We start from the raw sequence: 16020 nt of genomic DNA on the forward strand, positions 1-16020 counted from the left end.
GATCGACGTGAACGGCAGGTGTCCTGTCTCAGCCGCGGCGCCGGTCCACCGTGCTCGGCCCGTCTCGGTCGGTGTACGTCGCCAGCGGCCAGCCGCCGGCGGCCAGCTGCGCCGAGACTCGCCGGACGTCCTCGTCCGTGGCGCTCTGCAGCGCCTGGGTGCGCACCATGTCGTGGATGTCCTGCTCGGTGACCGCGCCACCGTCCGCATCGGCCTGGGCGGCCAGCTGGCCCGCGATCAGGTCGACGTCCTCATCGGTGAGCTGGCGGCGCAGCACGCCCAGCAGGGCGACGTAGTCACGGGCGGGGATGCCCTGCGGGTAGCCGGCGCGCAGCCAGGCGAGCACCCGGGTGCGCAGGGGCTCCTGCTCCGCGCCGCTCACGACTTGTCCGTCAGGGTCGGGATCCCGGACCCGAAGTCCAGCTCCTTGCCGAAGCCCGAGGCCAGGATGAAGGTGAGGCCCAGGACGATGCCCACGACGACGACGAGGAAGCAGACGCCGGCGAGCACCGTCCCGAGCGGGCGCGCGGCCGCCGGGCCCTCCGAGCCCCCCGGGTCCGACGTGGTCGCGGACCCGCCGCCGGCGTAGGCCAGCGACCGGATGCCGACGGCGAAGACCGCCGGCAGCCCGGCGCCCAGCAGCACGCCGATCAGCACCACCTGCCAGCCCGCCGTGAACGCGAAGCCGAAGTTCTCCATGGTCCGTGCCTCCTCAGGCCGCCGCCGGCACGGGCCGGCTCGGCTCGTGCCAGTCGTCGTTGACGTTGTGGGCGCCGACCGGCTCGTGGTGGGCGCGCCACCACATCCCGGCTGCGGCGAGGACGAGCAGCAGCGTCACCGCGACCGCGCCGAGCCCGCCGCCGAGCAGGTCGGCGAGGTACCAGGTGGCGGCGCCGACGGCCGCCGCCGCGGGCAGCGTGACCACCCAGGCGACGAGCATCCGACCTGCGACCCTCCACCGCACCTGGGCGCCGGGCCGACCGAGGCCGGTGCCGAGGATGGAGCCCGTGGCGACGTGAGTCGTGGACAGCGCCATGCCGAGGTGGCTGGAGGCCAGGATGATGGCGGCCGAGCTGCTCTCCGCGGCGAGACCCTGCGGCGACTCGATCTCCACGAGGCCCTTGCCGAGGGTGCGGATGATCCGCCAGCCGCCCAGCCAGGTGCCGGCCGCGATGGCGATGGCGCAGCAGGCCTTGACCCAGAACGGCACGGACGCGGTGTCGGACCAGTGGCCCGAGGCCAGGAGGGCGAGCGTGATCACGCCCATCGTCTTCTGGGCGTCGTTGGTGCCGTGCGCCAAGGAGACCAGCGAGGCGGTGGTGATCTGGCCCCAGCGGAAGCCGCGCTCGGTGAACCGCTCGGCGACCCCGCGGGTGATCCGGTAGATCATCCAGGTGCCGAGCGCCGCCACCAGCGCGGCGATGACCGGCGACATCAGCGCCGGCAGCACGACCTTGCCGAGCACCCCGTCGAGCTCCTTGCCGTTGCCCAGCCAGTTGACCCCGCCCCACCCGAGGCCGGCGATCGCGGCGCCGATGAGGCCGCCGAAGAGGGCGTGGGAGGAGCTGGACGGCAGCCCGAGCAGCCAGGTGAGCAGGTTCCACGCGATGCCGCCGACGAGGCCGGCCAGGACGATCAGCAGGAGTGGCGACCCGCCGTCGGTGAGGTACTCCGACCGCGGCGCCCCCGAGGAGTCCTGGATCTCGACCACCGCGTTGGTGACGGTGAGCGCCACCTCGATGGAGAGGAACGCGCCGACCAGGTTGAGCACCGCCGACAGCATGACCGCCGTCCGCGGGGCGAGCGCGCCGGTCGAGATGGAGGTGGCCATCGCGTTGCCGGTGTCGTGGAAGCCGTTGGTGAAGTCGAACGCCAGAGCCACGGCGACGACCAGGAGGAGGATGACCAGTGATTCGCTCACGCCTCCACGCTTCGCCCCTCGCGGCTCGGTGGAAACCCCTGCGCGAGGTGTTCAGCGGGTGTTCGTCCGGACGACACCCACGCCGATGATCAGACGGAGACGACGGTCGCCGACAGCGTGACGCCGCGGCGGGGCTTGTAGCTCACGGTGTCGCCGACGGACGCGCCGACGATGGCGCTGCCGAGCGGGCTCGACGGGGTGACGACGTCGACGCCGGCGGCGGCGGACTCGACCGATCCGACCAGGTACTGCTCGGGGCCGTCGCCCAGGTCGATCGTGACCACGTCGCCCACGGAGACGACGCCGTCGGTGTGCTGGCGGCGTCCACTCTCCTCGATCTCGGTCTGCAGCGCGTCGATCCGCTCGTCCAGCAGCTGCACCCGGATGGTGGCCTCGACATTGGTGGCGCGGTCGGCGGCATCGCCGGTGGCCACGATCAGGCTGTCGGCCTGGACCGCCTCGCGCTCGGCGCGGAGGACGGCAAGACGCTCGCGGAGGATCTCGACGGAGGCGGGGGCGGTGGTGACGGTCATGGGTGACTCTTTTCGCGCGAGGGTGGGTCCGGGGATCGCCCGGTGGTGCCTCAACCGCAGAGGCTCCGCCGTTATGCCCCAGCAGATGAAACAGTCGGTGGAACGGCACGTGAACAGGCCGTGATCGCCTGAGGCGGGCCGAGCCGGGGTTACGGCCCGCTTCAGTGCCAGCCCAGTTCCCCTCGGCCCGGCCCCCATGCGCGTCGCGCGACGAGAAGGCTCGGCCACGGGCACTCCGTCGCTCAGCGAGCCACCCTGGTCTTGGCCGAGATTTCGGTCAGGGTGGTGTAGCCCGTCGCGGTGTAGATGACCCTGACCATGATCCTCTTGCCCCGCACGGACTTGGTCAGCTTCAGCCTGGCCGTCGTCCGGCCGCGCAGGACCTTGCCGTTGGCGAGCCACTGGTACCTGACCGTGGCCGCCACCGACGGCTTGGCCGCCTTCGCGGTCACGGTCCTGCCGACCTTCGCCTTGCCGTTGATCTTCGGCCTGCCCGCCACCATCGTGCCCTTGGCGATCGCCGCGGTCTGCGCCGAGACGGTGGTCAGATCGGGGTAGCCCGCAGCCGAGGCTGTGACGCGCAGGCTGATCCTCCTGCCGTGGAGTCGGCCCACCAGCTTCAGCTTCGTGCTGGTGGCCCCCGCGATCGCCGTGCCGTCGGCCAGCCACTGGTAGCGGCGCGTCACCTCAGCCGGGGAGAAGGTGCCGCCCGTGCCGGTCAGGGTCGAGCCGACCTTCGTCGTCCCGGCGATGACCGGGGCCGCGACCTGCACGATCGTGCTGGGAGCAGCCTCGCCTGGGAGGGTGCCCGCCCGGAGCGAGTAGCCGTCGGTGTCGCCGTCGTCGGCCCAGATGACCTCGACCGAACCGTCGGTGGCGGAGCTGAACGGCGCGATGGCCATGCCCTCGTTGTTGAGGTTCGGCATGCCCGCCGGACGGTGGTAGGACGCCGTCACCGCGAAGTCGCCGCCCCCGTCGACCTTCAGGACGTGGTGGACCCCGCCGCAGCTGTCGTCGCACAGCGCCCAGAGCTGCTGCCGGTCGGCGTCGTAGGCGACGTCCATCGCGAAGGGAAAGCCCGACGACTCGACCTTGACCTCGACCGGCGCGGCACCGGTCGCCAGCGAGAAGAAGTGCACCATGCCGGTGCCCTCGACGGCGGCCGCGAACAGACCGGGGGTGGGCCGGGCAGCAGCCGAGTACGCCGTACCACCGACCTTCCAGCCCGAGTCGACCAGGAAGGCGTCGGGAACGTAGGTGATGCCCTCGAGGCCGACGTTGGAGCCGGTCGGGACGAACGAGTGCACATCCCACTGGTGGGTCGCCGCGAGCTCGCCCGTGGACGCGGTCACCGTGGTGACGTCGTAGCGCAGGACGACGTTCCACGAGCTGCTCTTGTTGCGCTCGTTGTCACGCTCCGAGGTGATGTAGAGGGCGCCGTCGGGGCCGACCGTCACCCCCTCGGAGTCCGGCTGACCGTCGCCGTCGGCGAACGCCAGCGGGATGCCACCTTCCCAGGCGGCGTCGTAGCTGTCGTAGGTGCCGGCGTCGGTCTTCTTCAGCTTGAACAGGCGGCCCTTGTTCATGACCGCCCACAGGACGTCACCGTCCTCGGCGAAGGTGACGCCGGAGACGTCGCCCTCGCCGTTGGTGCCACCCTGCGGGGAGTCGATGTCGGTGAACAGGTCGGCGCCGGCGTCGGCGACGGTGACCTCGGCTCCGCCCGGCCAGGGCTGGGCCGCCAACGTGGGGCAGAGGTTGGCCGCACCCCAGGTGGCCGACGGCGTCTCCACGTAGGCCACTCGACCGAAGGACTCGCAGCGGCTGTAGGACGCCACGCCGGACTCCGTCCAGGCGTGGCCGAGGAACGACGCGCCGTCGCCGGGCCGCGTCACGGTCAGCGAGTCCTCGGCGCCCAGCCCCGTGATGCCCTCGGCGAGGAAGTAGCCCCCAGCGGCAAGGGTGGTGGCCCCCGGGACGGTGAAGAGGACGGCGCCCGCAGCGTTGCTGAGGGTCCAGCCGGAGATGTCGACGGCGGCCGCGCCGGTGTTGAGCAGCTCCACCTTGCCGGCGACGTCGGAGACCTCGTTGAGCACGACGGTGGTGACCAGCGGGGTGCCGAGACGGTGCTTGGTCGCACAGGAGCCGGTGTTGTCCTGCCCGAAGCTGTGCGCCGTGACCCGCCAGAGCTCGTCGGAGCCGTCGGGGCAGGCGGCGAAGGACTTGGCACCGGTGTTGGCTGCCGTCGTGTCGGAGAGCCCGGCGTCACCGTCGCCGTACGACGCCTCGTCGACCAGCTGGCGCTCGGCCGCGGTGGCCCCCGGGCCGTAGACCTTGACCGCGTCACCTTCGCCGGACAGGCCCTTCTTCGACGAGAGGGCGACGTAGCCACCCGCCGGGACGGTCATCGCGGTGGCGGGCACGAGAGCCGTGCCGTTCCACACCCGGATGTCGGCGAGCGTCAACGCTGCAGCACCGCTCGCCGCACCGCTGTCGGTCTGCCACCAGCCCTCGAGGCTGACCGCGGTGGACCCGGTGTTGACGAGCTCCACCGCATCGGCGATCGGCGTGCCCTCCTGCCCGTTGTTGAGCGAGGAGATCTCGTTGATCTCGATGTCGTCCCAGTGGACGTCGAGCTCCGGCGGCGGCGGCGGCGCGTCGCAGTTGTTGGCGGCGCCCTTGGTGGGGATCGTCGCCTGGAAGCCACCGGTTCCGTCCGGGCACCGGCCCCACGCGGTCGCGTGGGTGTCCACCGGCCACGTGGTCTGGTCTGCCCGCGTCACGCGGTCGGGAAGGTAGAGGTTGGCCTGGTCGCCCTTGCCGAGGCCCGCCGCGGTGTAGTCCACCGCGAGGAACCCGCCGGGGGCGAGCGTCGTACCGGAGGCGATCGCCTGCAGGTGGGTCGGGTCGGTCGTGCCGGCGTCGTCGCTGAGGAGCCAGCCCGAGACGTCGACAGGCGCCGTGCCGACGTTCGTCAGCTCGATCCAGTCGGTCGGGTCGGAGCTGGCCTCGTTGATCTTGATGTCAGCGGCCCCGGGCGGGAGCGGGCACGCGTTCGCGGCGCCGGGCGTGGCGGCCGTGGTCGTGACGAAGGCACCCGTGCCGTCGGGGCACCGGCCGTGCGAGGGCGTGGCGTGCGCGCCGCTGGCGACGTAGCTGTAGCTGTCGACGACCGTGGTGCCGTCCGCCTCGAAGATGGTGATGCCGTCGCCGGAGCCCAGGCCGAAGTGGCCCGCGAACGCGACGTCGTTGGGGTCGAACGTGAAGTACTCACCCGGGTCGAGCACGGTGCCGGCCGGGGCGAAGGTGATGTTGGCGTGGGTCGGGTCGGTGTCGACGGCCTGCCATCCGGAGATGTCTGCCGGCACCCCGCCCACGTTGAGGAGCTCGACCATGTCGGGGTTCGGGTTCGAGGCGACCTCGTTGAGCACCACGTCCGGCTGGGGGCAGTCGTTCGCCTGTCCCGGCGTCGCCGAGACCTGCGCCACCATGCCGCTCGCGCCCTCGCACAGGCCGTGGGACGGCGTGGCGTGGGTGCCGACGGGCCAGGTGTAGGAGTCGACCTGGGTGCCGGCCGAGGCGATGGTGACCGTGTCGCCCTTGCCCAGTCCGGGCCCACCGACCGAGGCCATCGTGAACGAGTAGATGTCCCCCGGCTGGAGGATCGTCGCCGTCGTGACGATGGTGAACGGCGCGGACGCCGAGTCGGCGACGGTCAGACCGGCGAGGTCGACGGGCTCCCCACCGGTGTTGACCAGCTCGACGAAGTCGTTCGGGTCGGAGCTGACCTCGTTGATCCGGATGTCGGACACGGCGGCCTGCGCCGGTGCCATGAGGAGCACCACCGGCGCGGTGGCCCCGACGACGAGGGCGGCGAGCAGGCCGGAGGTTCTGCGGTGTGGGCGCACGGAGATGTTCCTCGAGGAGTCGTGCCGGGGCCCGATACCGCGGCGTGTTGTTGCGAACGCCCCACCCTCTGCGTCCCGCGCGAACGCGAGGCGAACGCGGCAACAACACGGCGGAACCTTCAGGCACCCAATCGCCTCGGACCTCCGGCGTCACGCGTTGGGACGGAACTCCACCGCATCACGCCGTGCGACAACCTCAGCAGTCAGAGCCGCCCTCATCTCGTCGTGCGCTGGTCCGAGCGCTGTTGCCGGAGCCCGCCAGTTGCCGACGTCGTACAGCCAGACGGGCCTGCCGACGATCTCAGGCGACTCCCATTCGTACCGCGGCCAGATATGGCAGTGAAGAAAGGCGTCCGTGTTGCCGAGGATCTCGATGTTGAGCCGCCGGTAATCCGGGTCGAGACGCCGGCAGACGGTCTCGACCGCATCCGCGAGCAGGTCGACATCGGCGAGGTAGCGCAAGCGTTCGACGCGGGGTAGGTCCGACAGGCGGTCGATCCCAGGCGTCTTGGTCAGGGCGAGCGAGTAGCCAGGCAGGAACTGGACGTCGCCGATGACGGCGTACGCGGCGGACAGCTCCGCCAGCACCGTCGGGTTGCGCCCGTCGATCGCCGACTCGATGCGCTCGTCGCGCCAGTCTCGTAGCTCGGTCATGACCGTGACGCTACGGGGCTCACCGCAGATCGCGATGCTGCCTCAGGTCGAAGGCCACTAGACGTCGAAGCGGAACGCCACCACGCTCTGGCACAGATCATGGTGTGGCATAGACGTACTCATCTCCTCCCGTGCCCGCCGCAGACCTCGTTTCAGTCGCCGACGCAGTTGCAGCTCTTCACAAGGCCGCCGAGACACGCCAGATCTGCCTGGGAGCAGAGGGCTTCTGGCTGGACTCTGATGGCCATCGGCCAAGCCTTGAACACGTCCTCGATCTGTCGGACATTGCCCCGAGGAACCCACGAACCAACGCGTCGATCGCGCTTGAGGCTATTGAACGGTGGCCCGATGATCCTGCACGATTCGCAGTCGAGCTTGTCCTCGTATCGACCGCTCACCCGTGCGCCTGCTGCGGCCACGTGGTCTTCAACGAACCTCCGGGGTCGTACGAGATCTGCCCGGTGTGCTTCTGGGAAGACGACGCTGTGCAGCTTCGGTGGCCGACCTACGAAGGCGGAGCGAACGGGCCGAGCTTGATCGACTCACAGCGCGCGTACGCAACCGACGGCGCAATGGAGTGCAGGTTCACCGATATCGTTCGGCCCCCGACGGAGGGCGAACCGCTCGACCCGAACTGGCGACCGATCGATCCCGAATCGGACTCGTTCGAAGGCAGTGACGAACGGCAGGCCGACTGGCCCGCGGACCTCACGACTCTCTACTGGTGGCGCGCGACGTTCTGGCGGTCAGATGAGCAGCAAGCCTGAGGTTGGACCGAAACGCAGCTACACGTTGAACCTGAACTCCACGACGTCCCCGTCGGCCATCACGTAGTCCTTGCCCTCCATGCGCACCTTGCCGGCCTCCTTGGCCTTCTGCATGGAGCCGGCGGCCATCAGGTCGTCGAAGGAGACGATCTCGGCCTTGATGAAGCCGCGCTGGAAGTCGGTGTGGATCACGCCGGCGGCCTCCGGGGCGGTCGCGCCCTTGGGGATCGTCCAGGCGCGCGACTCCTTGGGACCGGCGGTGAGGTAGGTCTGCAGGCCGAGGGTGTCGAAGCCGACGCGGGCCAGCGTGTCGAGGCCCGGCTCGGTGACGCCCATCTCGGCCAGCATCGCGCGGGCCTCCTCGTCGTCGCCGAGCTCGACGAGCTCGGACTCGAACTTGGCGTCGAGGAAGATCGCCTCTGCCGGCGCGACCAGCGCGCGCATCTCGTCCTTCAGCGGCTCGTCGGCCAGCTCGTCGGCGTCGCAGTTGAAGACGTAGATGAACGGCTTGGCCGTCAGGAGCGAGAGCTCGCGGACCAGGCTGCGGTCGACCGAGGTGCTGATGATCGGGGTGCCGGCCTCGAGGTGACCCAGGGCCTCCTTGGTGGCCTCGAGGTTGGCGAGAACCGCCTTGTTCCCGCGGGCCTCCTTCTCCAGGCGCGGGATGGCCTTCTCGACCGTCTGCAGGTCGGCGAGGATCAGCTCGGTCTGGATGGTGGAGATGTCGTTGGAGGGGTTGACCTCACCGTCGACGTGGGTGACGTCCTCGTCGCGGAACACCCGGGTCACCTGGCAGATGGCCGACGACTCGCGGATGTGCGAGAGGAACTTGTTGCCCAGTCCCTCGCCCTCGGAGGCGCCCTTGACGATGCCGGCGATGTCGACGAACTCCACGGTGGCCGGCAGGATCTTGGCCGAGCCGAAGACCTCCGCGAGCTTCGGGAGCCGCTCGTCGGGGACCCCGACGACACCGACGTTGGGCTCGATCGTCGCGAACGGGTAGTTCGCCGCGAGCACGTCGTTCTTGGTGAGCGCGTTGAAGAGCGTTGACTTGCCCGCGTTGGGGAGACCGACGATGCCGATGGTGAGTGCCACGGGCGGCGAGTCTACGAGCGCGCACGACGACGCTCCCAATCAGCGGACCGGCCCGCGTCCTAGGGTCGAGTGGTGACCGACCTCGATCTCGGCCGCGTGCGCGCGGCCTTCCCCTCCCTCAGCCTGGGCACCGCCCACTTCGACGGACCCGGCGGCTCGCAGGTGCCGGCCGTGGTCGCCCGCGCGGTCGCCGACGCCATGACCTCGGGGCTCTGCCAGCGCGGGGCGCTGTCGGCGACCGAGCGCCGTACGGACGCGGTGGTGGCCGAGGCCCGCCAGGCGGTCGCCGACCTGGTCGGCGGCGACCCCGCCGGGGTGGTGTTCGGCCGGTCGATGACGCAGCTGACCTTCGACATGGCACGCACGCTGTCCGCCGGGTGGGGCCCGGGCGACGAGGTCGTGGTGACGCGGCTGGACCACGACGCCGACATCCGGCCGTGGGTCGTCGCCGCCGAGCGTGCGGGCGCGACGGTGCGCTGGCTGGGGTTCGACCCGGTCACCGCCGAGCTCGACGACGTCGCGCCGCTGCTCTCCGAGCACACCCGGCTCGTGGCGGTCACCGCCGCCTCCAACCTCTTCGGCACGCGACCCGACGTCGCCGCCGTCGCGGCGCAGGCGCACGCCGTGGGCGCGCTCGTCTACGTCGACGCCGTGCACCTCGCGCCGCACGCCCCGGTGGACCTGGCGGCGACCGGAGCGGACTTCCTCGTGCTCTCCCCCTACAAGCTCTTCGGTCCCCACCTGGGTGCGCTGGTCGCGGACCCGGCCCTGCTCGAGGGGCTGCGCCCCGACAAGCTGCTGCCCTCCAGCGACGCGGTGCCGGAGCGGTTCGAGCTCGGGACCCTGCCCTACGAGGTGCTCGCCGGCGTGACGGCCGCGGTCGACTTCATCGCCTCGCTGGTGCCCGGCCAGGGCTCTCGCCGCGAGCGGGTCGTGGCGTCGATGACCGCGGTGGAGCAGCACGAGGCCGGGCTGCTGCGCCGGCTGCTCGACGGGCTGGCGGACATCGCGGGCGTGACGGTGCACGGACGCGCCGCACGGCGCACCCCGACGGTGCTGCTCACCGTCGAGGGGCACGCGCCGCGCGACGTGCACGCCCACCTGGGCGCCCAGGACGTCAACGCGCCGTCGGGCCACTTCTACGCGCTCGAGGCCTCGCGGCACGCCGGGCTCGGGGACGCCGGCGGCGTGCGCGTCGGCCTGGCGGCGTACTCCTCGCCCGACGACGTCGACCGCCTGCTGGCCGGTCTGCGCGCGCTCCTAGGCTGACGCGATGCGCCTCGCCACCTGGAACGTCAACTCGCTCCGCTCCCGCATCGACCGGGTCGAGAAGCTCCTGGAGCGCCACGACCTCGACGTCCTCGCGCTGCAGGAGACCAAGGCGCGCGAGGACCAGCTGCCGCTGATGGGGCTGCAGTCGATGGGCTACGAGGTCGCCACGGCCGGCTACAACCAGTGGAACGGCGTCGCGATCATCAGCCGGGTCGGGCTCGACGACGTGCAGGTCGGCTTCGACGGCATGCCCGGCTTCGGCGACCCGCTCACCGCCGAGGCCCGCGCCATCGGCGCGACGTGCGGCGGGGTGCGGGTGTGGTCGCTCTACGTCCCCAACGGCCGCAAGGTCGACGACCCGCACTACCTCTACAAGCTCGAGTGGCTCGCCGCCCTCCGCGAGGCGGCGCTGACCTGGCGCGACGGGCCCACCGCGCTCGTCGGCGACTGGAACATCGCCCCGCTGGACGAGGACGTGTTCGACATCAGGCAGTTCGCGACGTCCACCCACGTCACGCCGCGCGAGCGGGCGGCGTTCCAGCGCTTCCTCGACGACGGCTACGTCGACGTCGTGCGCCCGCACACGCCGGGCCCGGAGGTCTACACCTACTGGGACTACTACCGGCAGCGCTACGAGCGCAACCGCGGCCTGCGCATCGACTTCGTGCTCGGCTCCGCGCCGTTCGCCGAGCGCGTCACCGGGGCGTTCATCGACCGCGAGGAGCGCGCCGGTCAGGGTGCGTCCGACCACGCGCCGGTCGTCGTCGACCTCGCGGACTGAGCCGGGTGTCGGTGGTCGCGTCCATGCTGCTGCCATGGACCCGACCACACTGCTCGCCCTGATCGTCTGCCTCGCCGCGGGCGCGGGGCTCGGCTACGCCGCCGGGCTGCTGCGGGGCCGCGACCCGGCGCCCCACGAGGACCGCACCGTGGCGGCGCTCGACCAGCGCGCCGCCGACCAGGCCGTCGTCAAGGAGGGGCTGGAGCGGCTCCAGGACCAGATGCGCGACCTGGAGCACAACCGGGTCGCGTGGCAGAGCCAGCTGCACCAGCAGGTCCTGGACATGCGCCAGTCCAACGACCTGCTGCGCCGCGAGACCCAGTCGCTGTCGACGGCGCTGCGCAAGCCGCAGGTGCGCGGTCGCTGGGGCGAGCTCCACCTGCGTCGGGCCGTCGAGCTGGCCGGGCTCGTCGACCGCTGCGACTTCTCCGAGCAGGTGCGCCTCGACGACGGCGCGCGCCGTCCCGACCTCGTGGTGCACCTCGTCGGCGACCGTCAGCTGGTGGTCGACGCCAAGGTGCCGCTGGACGCCTACCTCGACGCCACCACCAGCGACGACGACGACGTCCGCGACGGGCACCTCGCCCGTCACGCACGCCAGGTGCGCGCCCACGTGGACACCCTCGCCGGCAAGGCCTACTGGCGCTCGCTCGAGGAGAGCCCGGAGTTCGTGGTGCTGTTCATGCCGGCCGAGTCCTTCCTCGCGGCCGCGCTGGAGAGCGACGGCGACCTGATCGACTACGCCGCGGCGCGGCAGGTCGTGCTGGCCACCCCCACGACGCTGATCGCGCTGCTCCGCACGGTCGCCCACGGCTGGAGCCACGAGGCGCTGGCCGACCAGGCCCGTGAGATCCACCGGCTGGGCCGCGACCTGCACTCCCGTCTCGGCACCCTCGGCTCCCACGTCGACCAGCTCGGTCGCTCGCTCAACGCCGCCGTCGGCCACTACAACCAGACGGTCGGCTCCCTGGAGTCGCGGGTGCTCGTCGCGGCCCGGCGGTTCTCCGACCTGTCGGTCACCGACGACGAGCTGCCGGTCCCCCGGGCTGTCGAGCTGCGCGCCGTCTCCCGGCGCGGCGCACCGGACGAGCCGGGGCCGGACCATACGGTGGCCCTGTGACAGCAGTGGCGAGAGCCTCATGAGCCACGCCCCGACGATCTGGGACGAGGGCCGTCAGCCGGGCCGTGAGGTCGTCGCGCTCGGCGTGGCCGCCTCGCTCACCGCCGTCGTGCTCGACCTGCTCGTCGGCCGGGGCATCGGGCTGCTCTTCGACCTGTCGTTCGTCGCGCTGTGCGTGGCGCTCGCACTGAGCGTGCGCCCCTCCGACTTCTTCTCGGTCGGCGTGCTGCCGCCCCTGCTCATGGTCGGCGTCTTCGTGCTCATCGGCATCAGCCGCCGCGACGTGCTCGGCCACCCCGAGGACGGCACCGTCCAGGCCGTCATCACCGGCCTGTCCGAGCACAGCGTCGCCCTCGTCGTCGGCTACCTGCTCTGCCTGGCGGTCCTGTTCATCCGCCAGCGCCGCCTCTCCCCCGTCGACGAGACCCGCAGCACCTCGCTGGGCTGAGGCACCGGTCAGGCGAAGCGGTCGGGGTCGCCCGCGCCGCGGCGTACGACCTCCGGGGAGCCCGACGACCAGTCGACGACCGTCGTCGGCTCGGACGTGGTCTCGCCGGCCTCGATGACCAGGTCGACCTCGTGGTCGAGCTCCTCCTTGATCTCCCAGCCCATCGTGCGGGCCTCGGTCTCGCCGGGGAGGATCAGCGTGCTGGTGAGCAGCGGCTCGCCCAGCAGGTCCAGCAGCGCCTGCACCACGGTGTGGTCGGGGATGCGGACGCCGACGGTGCGCTTCTTGGGGTGCATCAGGCGCCGCGGCACCTCGGGCATCGCCGGCAGGATGAACGTGTAGGGCCCCGGCGTGGCGGAGCGGATGGCGCGGAACGCCGAGTTGTCGACGTGGACCAGCTGGCCGAGCTGCGAGAAGTCCTTGCAGACGAGCGTGAAGTGGTGGCGGTCGTCGAGCCCGCGGATGCGCAGGATCCGGTCGCGGCCGTCGCGGTTGCCCACGCGGGACCCGAGGGCGTAGCCGGAGTCGGTGGGGTAGGCGATGAGCGCGTCGTCGCGCAGCGCGTCCACGACCTGCTGCAGGAGCCGCGGCTGCGGGTTGTCGGGGTGGATGTCGACGAACCGGGCCATGGCGCCACCCTACGACGTGCGCGGGCCCCGGGTTTCCCGGTCGGGACGCGCCGAGCCGTAGCATCGGCAGGGCTGATCCACAGCGTCGCCCCAGGCGCGCCGGGTAGGAACGCCGGTACGCCCCTCCGCAGCCGAGCGCCGCGGACCGACCGAGGACCTGAGAGCGAACCGATGTCTGACCAGCACGAGCCCCCGCACGAGCCCCGCCAGGGGCCCCACCAGCGGACCGACCGCACGTCGGCCGTCACGCTCGACGGCGCCGAGCGGGCGAAGGTCACCTACGTCCTGCCCGTCTACAACGAGGCGGAGAACATCGGGGTCTTCCACGACGCCCTGCTGCAGGCGACGAAGACCCGGTCCGACCTCGACTTCGAGTACGTCTACGTCGACGACGGCAGCCGCGACGACTCCCTGGCCCGGCTCCTCGAGCTGCGCGACGCCGACGCCCGCGTGACCGTGCTCAGCTTCTCGCGCAACTACGGACACCAGATCGCGGTGACCGCCGGCCTCGACGCCGCCACGGACGCCGACGCCGTGATCGTCATGGACACCGACCTCCAGGACCCCCCGCAGGTCAGCGTCGACATGATCACGATGTGGGAGGACGGCGTCGACGTCGTCTACGCCCAGCGCCGCTCGCGCCAGGACTCCTTCTTCAAGCGCACCACCGCCTACGGCTTCTACTGGATCCTGGACCGGCTGGCCGACATCGAGATCCCGCGCAACGTCGGCGACTTCCGGCTCATGGACCGCAAGGTCGTTGCGGAGGTGTCGCGCTACCGCGAGCACGAGCGCTTCCTGCGGGGCATCGTCGCGCACGTGGGCTTCCGGCAGGAGGCGCTGCTGTTCGACCGCGACCCGCGCCACGCCGGCGAGACGGGCTACCCCTTCCGCAAGATGGTCGCGTTCGCCGCGAACGGCATCCTCGGCTTCTCCACCGCGCCGCTGCGCTGGATCTCCCGGCTCGGCTACGCCATCTCGATCATCAGCATCATGCTGGCGGCGTACGTCCTGGTGGTGCGGCTGTTCGTCCCGGAGCAGGCGGTGCCCGGATGGGCGTTCCTCGGCGTCGGCATGTTCCTGCTGAGCGGGCTGCAGCTGATCATGATGGGCGTCATCGGCAGCTACCTCGGTCGCGTCTACGTCGAGACCCAGGACCGGCCGCTCTACTCGCTGGCCCTCGCCGCTCGCGGTGAGCGCGCCGCCGGCGCGACGCCGGGTCGCGCGCCGCACGGCCGCCGCGACCACGTCGCCGCCCGCCTGGACGGTGCGTCCTGAGCGAGTTCGCCCCGCGTCGCGGCGCCGTGCTGGCGCGCTTCGCGGGCGTCGGCGTGGCCAACACCCTCATCGACGTCGGCCTGTTCATGCTGCTGCACGACCGGTTGGGCATCCTGGCGGCCAACTTCGTGTCGACCGTCGCCGGCATGACGTTCAGCTTCGTGGTCAACGGCCTGTTCACGTTCCGCGCGCAGCGGCTGACGCTGCGCCACGCCGTGCTCTTCCTGGCGACCAACGGCCTGACCCTGTGGGTGCTCCAGCCGCTGGTGATCCACGCGCTGCTGGCGCTGGCGCCCGGCGGTGACGACGCCGGCGACCTGCTCGTCCTCGTGGTGAAGGTGGCCGCGATCGGCGTCAGCTTCGTGCTGAACTTCGTGGCCTACCGCTGGGTCGTGTGGCCGGCGGTCGGACAGGACGAGCCCGTCACGGACGGTGGGACGATCAGCTCCGACCCGCGGCCTTGAGGTCGCGACGCAGCTCCTTGGGGAGCGAGAAGATGAGCGACTCCTCGGCGCTGTGCACGGCCTTGGCGTCGGGGAAGCCGCGCTCGGCGAGGTAGGCCAGCACGCCGTCGACCAGCGCCTCGGGCACGCTCGCGCCGGAGGTGACGCTGACGTTGCGCACGCCGACGAGCCACGCCTCGTCGATCTCCGAGGCGTCGTCCACGCGGTAGGAGGTCTTGGCCCCGGCCTCCAGGGCAACCTCGACCAGGCGGACCGAGTTGGAGGAGTTGCCCGAGCCCACGACGATCAGCAGGTCGGCGTCCTGCGCGATCTCCTTCACGGCCAGCTGGCGGTTCTGGGTGGCGTAGCAGATGTCGTCGCTGGGCGGGTCGAGGAGCAGCGGGAAGCGCTCGCGGATCGCCGCCACCGTCTCGAGAGTCTCATCGACCGAGAGCGTCGTCTGCGAGAGCCAGGCCACGCGGGCCGGGTCGCGCACGACGATGCCGGCGACGTCGGCGGGGCTCTGGACGAGCTGGATGTGCTCCGGCGCCTCGCCCGCCGTGCCCTCGACCTCCTCGTGGCCCTCGTGGCCGATCAGCAGGATGTCGTAGTCGTCGTCGGCGAAGCGACGCGCCTCGTGGTGGACCTTGGTCACCAGCGGGCAGGTCGCGTCGATCGTCTTCAGGTCGCGCACCTCGGCCTGGCGGTGCACCTCGGGCGACACGCCGTGGGCGGAGAAGACGACGGTCTTCCCGGCCGGCACCTCGTCGAGCTCCTCGACGAACACCGCGCCTCGGGCCTCGAGGTCGGCCACGACGTGCTTGTTGTGGACGATCTGCTTGCGGACGTAGACGGGCGCGCCGTACAGCTCCAGCGCCTTCTCGACCGTCACGACGGCCCGGTCGACCCCGGCGCAGTAGCCGCGCGGGGCCGCGAGCAGGACCGCCTTGTCGGCGTCCTCGGGCGAGAGCAGGCGCGGCGTGCCGAGGTCGATCGTCATGCTCCCAGTCTACGGGCGGGTCGAGGCGCCGCCGATTCGTGCGGGGGGCGCCGGCCGCGGTGAGAAACGCCGGTCGACCGGCGAAACTCACGCTTCCCGCACCGAACCTGCGGCGGAACCGCCAGTTTCGCCGGTCGACCGGCGAAACTCCCCCGGCGGCGCGGCCGGCCG

16 protein-coding genes are annotated in these 16020 nt (G+C 71.5%); 7 read left to right on the forward strand and 9 right to left on the reverse strand.

Going from position 1 to position 16020, the window contains the following annotated elements; all coding sequences use genetic code 11:
• Positions 1-28: 28 nt before the first annotated feature.
• The 6 genes from IRQ30_RS06625 to IRQ30_RS06650 form a co-directional block, all read right to left on the reverse strand.
• Complete coding sequence (locus IRQ30_RS06625) at positions 29-382, reverse strand: DUF3349 domain-containing protein (RefSeq protein WP_193612171.1); 354 nt, start codon at positions 380-382, stop codon at positions 29-31.
• Positions 379-699, reverse strand: a complete 321-nt coding sequence (locus IRQ30_RS06630; RefSeq protein WP_193612172.1) for a hypothetical protein — start codon at positions 697-699, stop codon at positions 379-381. The genes IRQ30_RS06625 and IRQ30_RS06630 overlap by 4 nt, the downstream gene beginning before the upstream one ends.
• A 13-nt stretch (positions 700-712) precedes the next feature.
• Positions 713-1921, reverse strand: a complete 1209-nt coding sequence (locus tag IRQ30_RS06635; RefSeq protein WP_193612173.1) for an inorganic phosphate transporter — start codon at positions 1919-1921, stop codon at positions 713-715.
• A gap of 89 nt (positions 1922-2010) precedes the next feature.
• Complete coding sequence (locus tag IRQ30_RS06640; RefSeq protein ID WP_193612174.1) at positions 2011-2454, reverse strand: GreA/GreB family elongation factor; 444 nt, start codon at positions 2452-2454, stop codon at positions 2011-2013.
• Between the two features lie 242 nt (positions 2455-2696).
• Positions 2697-6362 (reverse strand): lamin tail domain-containing protein, encoded by a 3666-nt coding sequence (locus IRQ30_RS06645; protein WP_193612175.1) that lies wholly within the window; start codon positions 6360-6362, stop codon positions 2697-2699.
• Positions 6363-6512: 150 nt separating this feature from the next.
• Positions 6513-7016, reverse strand: a complete 504-nt coding sequence (locus tag IRQ30_RS06650; protein WP_193612176.1) for an HIT family protein — start codon at positions 7014-7016, stop codon at positions 6513-6515.
• A 131-nt stretch (positions 7017-7147) separates the two neighbouring features.
• Between IRQ30_RS06650 and IRQ30_RS06655 the strand changes: the two genes are divergently transcribed.
• On the forward strand, positions 7148-7783 hold the full coding sequence (locus IRQ30_RS06655; RefSeq protein WP_338089594.1) for a CPCC family cysteine-rich protein: 636 nt from the start codon (positions 7148-7150) through the stop codon (positions 7781-7783).
• Between the two features lie 18 nt (positions 7784-7801).
• Here IRQ30_RS06655 and ychF read toward each other — a convergent pair whose 3' ends face one another.
• A complete protein-coding gene (ychF, locus tag IRQ30_RS06660; RefSeq protein WP_193608851.1) occupies positions 7802-8878 on the reverse strand; it encodes a redox-regulated ATPase YchF in 1077 nt (358 codons plus the stop codon).
• Positions 8879-8950: 72 nt separating this feature from the next.
• On the opposite strand from ychF, the gene IRQ30_RS06665 reads away from it, so the two are divergent.
• The 4 genes from IRQ30_RS06665 to IRQ30_RS06680 are packed head-to-tail and all read left to right on the forward strand — an operon-like array spanning position 8951 to position 12499.
• On the forward strand, positions 8951-10147 hold the full coding sequence (locus IRQ30_RS06665) for a cysteine desulfurase-like protein (RefSeq protein ID WP_193612177.1): 1197 nt from the start codon (positions 8951-8953) through the stop codon (positions 10145-10147).
• Between the two features lie 4 nt (positions 10148-10151).
• Entirely contained in the window at positions 10152-10931 is a 780-nt protein-coding gene (locus IRQ30_RS06670) for an exodeoxyribonuclease III (RefSeq protein WP_193612178.1), read from the forward strand.
• Positions 10932-10965: 34 nt separating this feature from the next.
• Complete coding sequence (locus IRQ30_RS06675) at positions 10966-12051, forward strand: DNA recombination protein RmuC (RefSeq protein ID WP_193612179.1); 1086 nt, start codon at positions 10966-10968, stop codon at positions 12049-12051.
• Positions 12052-12070: 19 nt separating this feature from the next.
• On the forward strand, positions 12071-12499 hold the full coding sequence (locus tag IRQ30_RS06680; RefSeq protein ID WP_193612180.1) for a DUF6542 domain-containing protein: 429 nt from the start codon (positions 12071-12073) through the stop codon (positions 12497-12499).
• Positions 12500-12507: 8 nt separating this feature from the next.
• Here IRQ30_RS06680 and IRQ30_RS06685 read toward each other — a convergent pair whose 3' ends face one another.
• The gene (locus IRQ30_RS06685; protein WP_193608846.1) at positions 12508-13128 is read right to left on the reverse strand and encodes an L-threonylcarbamoyladenylate synthase; all 621 of its coding nucleotides are present in this window, start codon (positions 13126-13128) and stop codon (positions 12508-12510) included.
• A 171-nt stretch (positions 13129-13299) separates the two neighbouring features.
• On the opposite strand from IRQ30_RS06685, the gene IRQ30_RS06690 reads away from it, so the two are divergent.
• On the forward strand, positions 13300-14406 hold the full coding sequence (locus IRQ30_RS06690) for a glycosyltransferase family 2 protein (RefSeq protein ID WP_193612181.1): 1107 nt from the start codon (positions 13300-13302) through the stop codon (positions 14404-14406).
• A gap of 26 nt (positions 14407-14432) precedes the next feature.
• On the forward strand, positions 14433-14870 hold the full coding sequence (locus IRQ30_RS06695) for a GtrA family protein (RefSeq protein ID WP_193612182.1): 438 nt from the start codon (positions 14433-14435) through the stop codon (positions 14868-14870).
• Here IRQ30_RS06695 and IRQ30_RS06700 read toward each other — a convergent pair.
• Positions 14848-15849, reverse strand: a complete 1002-nt coding sequence (locus IRQ30_RS06700; RefSeq protein ID WP_193612183.1) for a 4-hydroxy-3-methylbut-2-enyl diphosphate reductase — start codon at positions 15847-15849, stop codon at positions 14848-14850. The two genes, IRQ30_RS06695 and IRQ30_RS06700, sit on opposite strands and share 23 nt — an antisense overlap.
• Positions 15850-16020 lie beyond the last annotated feature (171 nt).

The organism is Nocardioides lijunqiniae (genome assembly GCF_015024225.1).
Taxonomy (GTDB): Bacteria; Actinomycetota; Actinomycetes; order Propionibacteriales; family Nocardioidaceae; genus Nocardioides; species Nocardioides lijunqiniae.

What these genes read in the sequence shown, in the direction of transcription:
- IRQ30_RS06630 (WP_193612172.1), bottom strand. Translation starts at nt 699, where the DNA reads ATGGAGAACTTCGGCTTCGCGTTCACGGCGGGCTGGCAGGTGGTGCTG.
- IRQ30_RS06640 (WP_193612174.1), bottom strand. Translation starts at nt 2,454, where the DNA reads ATGACCGTCACCACCGCCCCCGCCTCCGTCGAGATCCTCCGCGAGCGT.
- IRQ30_RS06650 (WP_193612176.1), bottom strand. Translation starts at nt 7,016, where the DNA reads ATGACCGAGCTACGAGACTGGCGCGACGAGCGCATCGAGTCGGCGATC.
- IRQ30_RS06670 (WP_193612178.1), top strand. Translation starts at nt 10,152, where the DNA reads ATGCGCCTCGCCACCTGGAACGTCAACTCGCTCCGCTCCCGCATCGAC.
- IRQ30_RS06675 (WP_193612179.1), top strand. Translation starts at nt 10,966, where the DNA reads ATGGACCCGACCACACTGCTCGCCCTGATCGTCTGCCTCGCCGCGGGC.
- IRQ30_RS06680 (WP_193612180.1), top strand. Translation starts at nt 12,071, where the DNA reads ATGAGCCACGCCCCGACGATCTGGGACGAGGGCCGTCAGCCGGGCCGT.
- IRQ30_RS06685 (WP_193608846.1), bottom strand. Translation starts at nt 13,128, where the DNA reads ATGGCCCGGTTCGTCGACATCCACCCCGACAACCCGCAGCCGCGGCTC.
- IRQ30_RS06690 (WP_193612181.1), top strand. Translation starts at nt 13,300, where the DNA reads ATGTCTGACCAGCACGAGCCCCCGCACGAGCCCCGCCAGGGGCCCCAC.
- IRQ30_RS06700 (WP_193612183.1), bottom strand. Translation starts at nt 15,849, where the DNA reads ATGACGATCGACCTCGGCACGCCGCGCCTGCTCTCGCCCGAGGACGCC.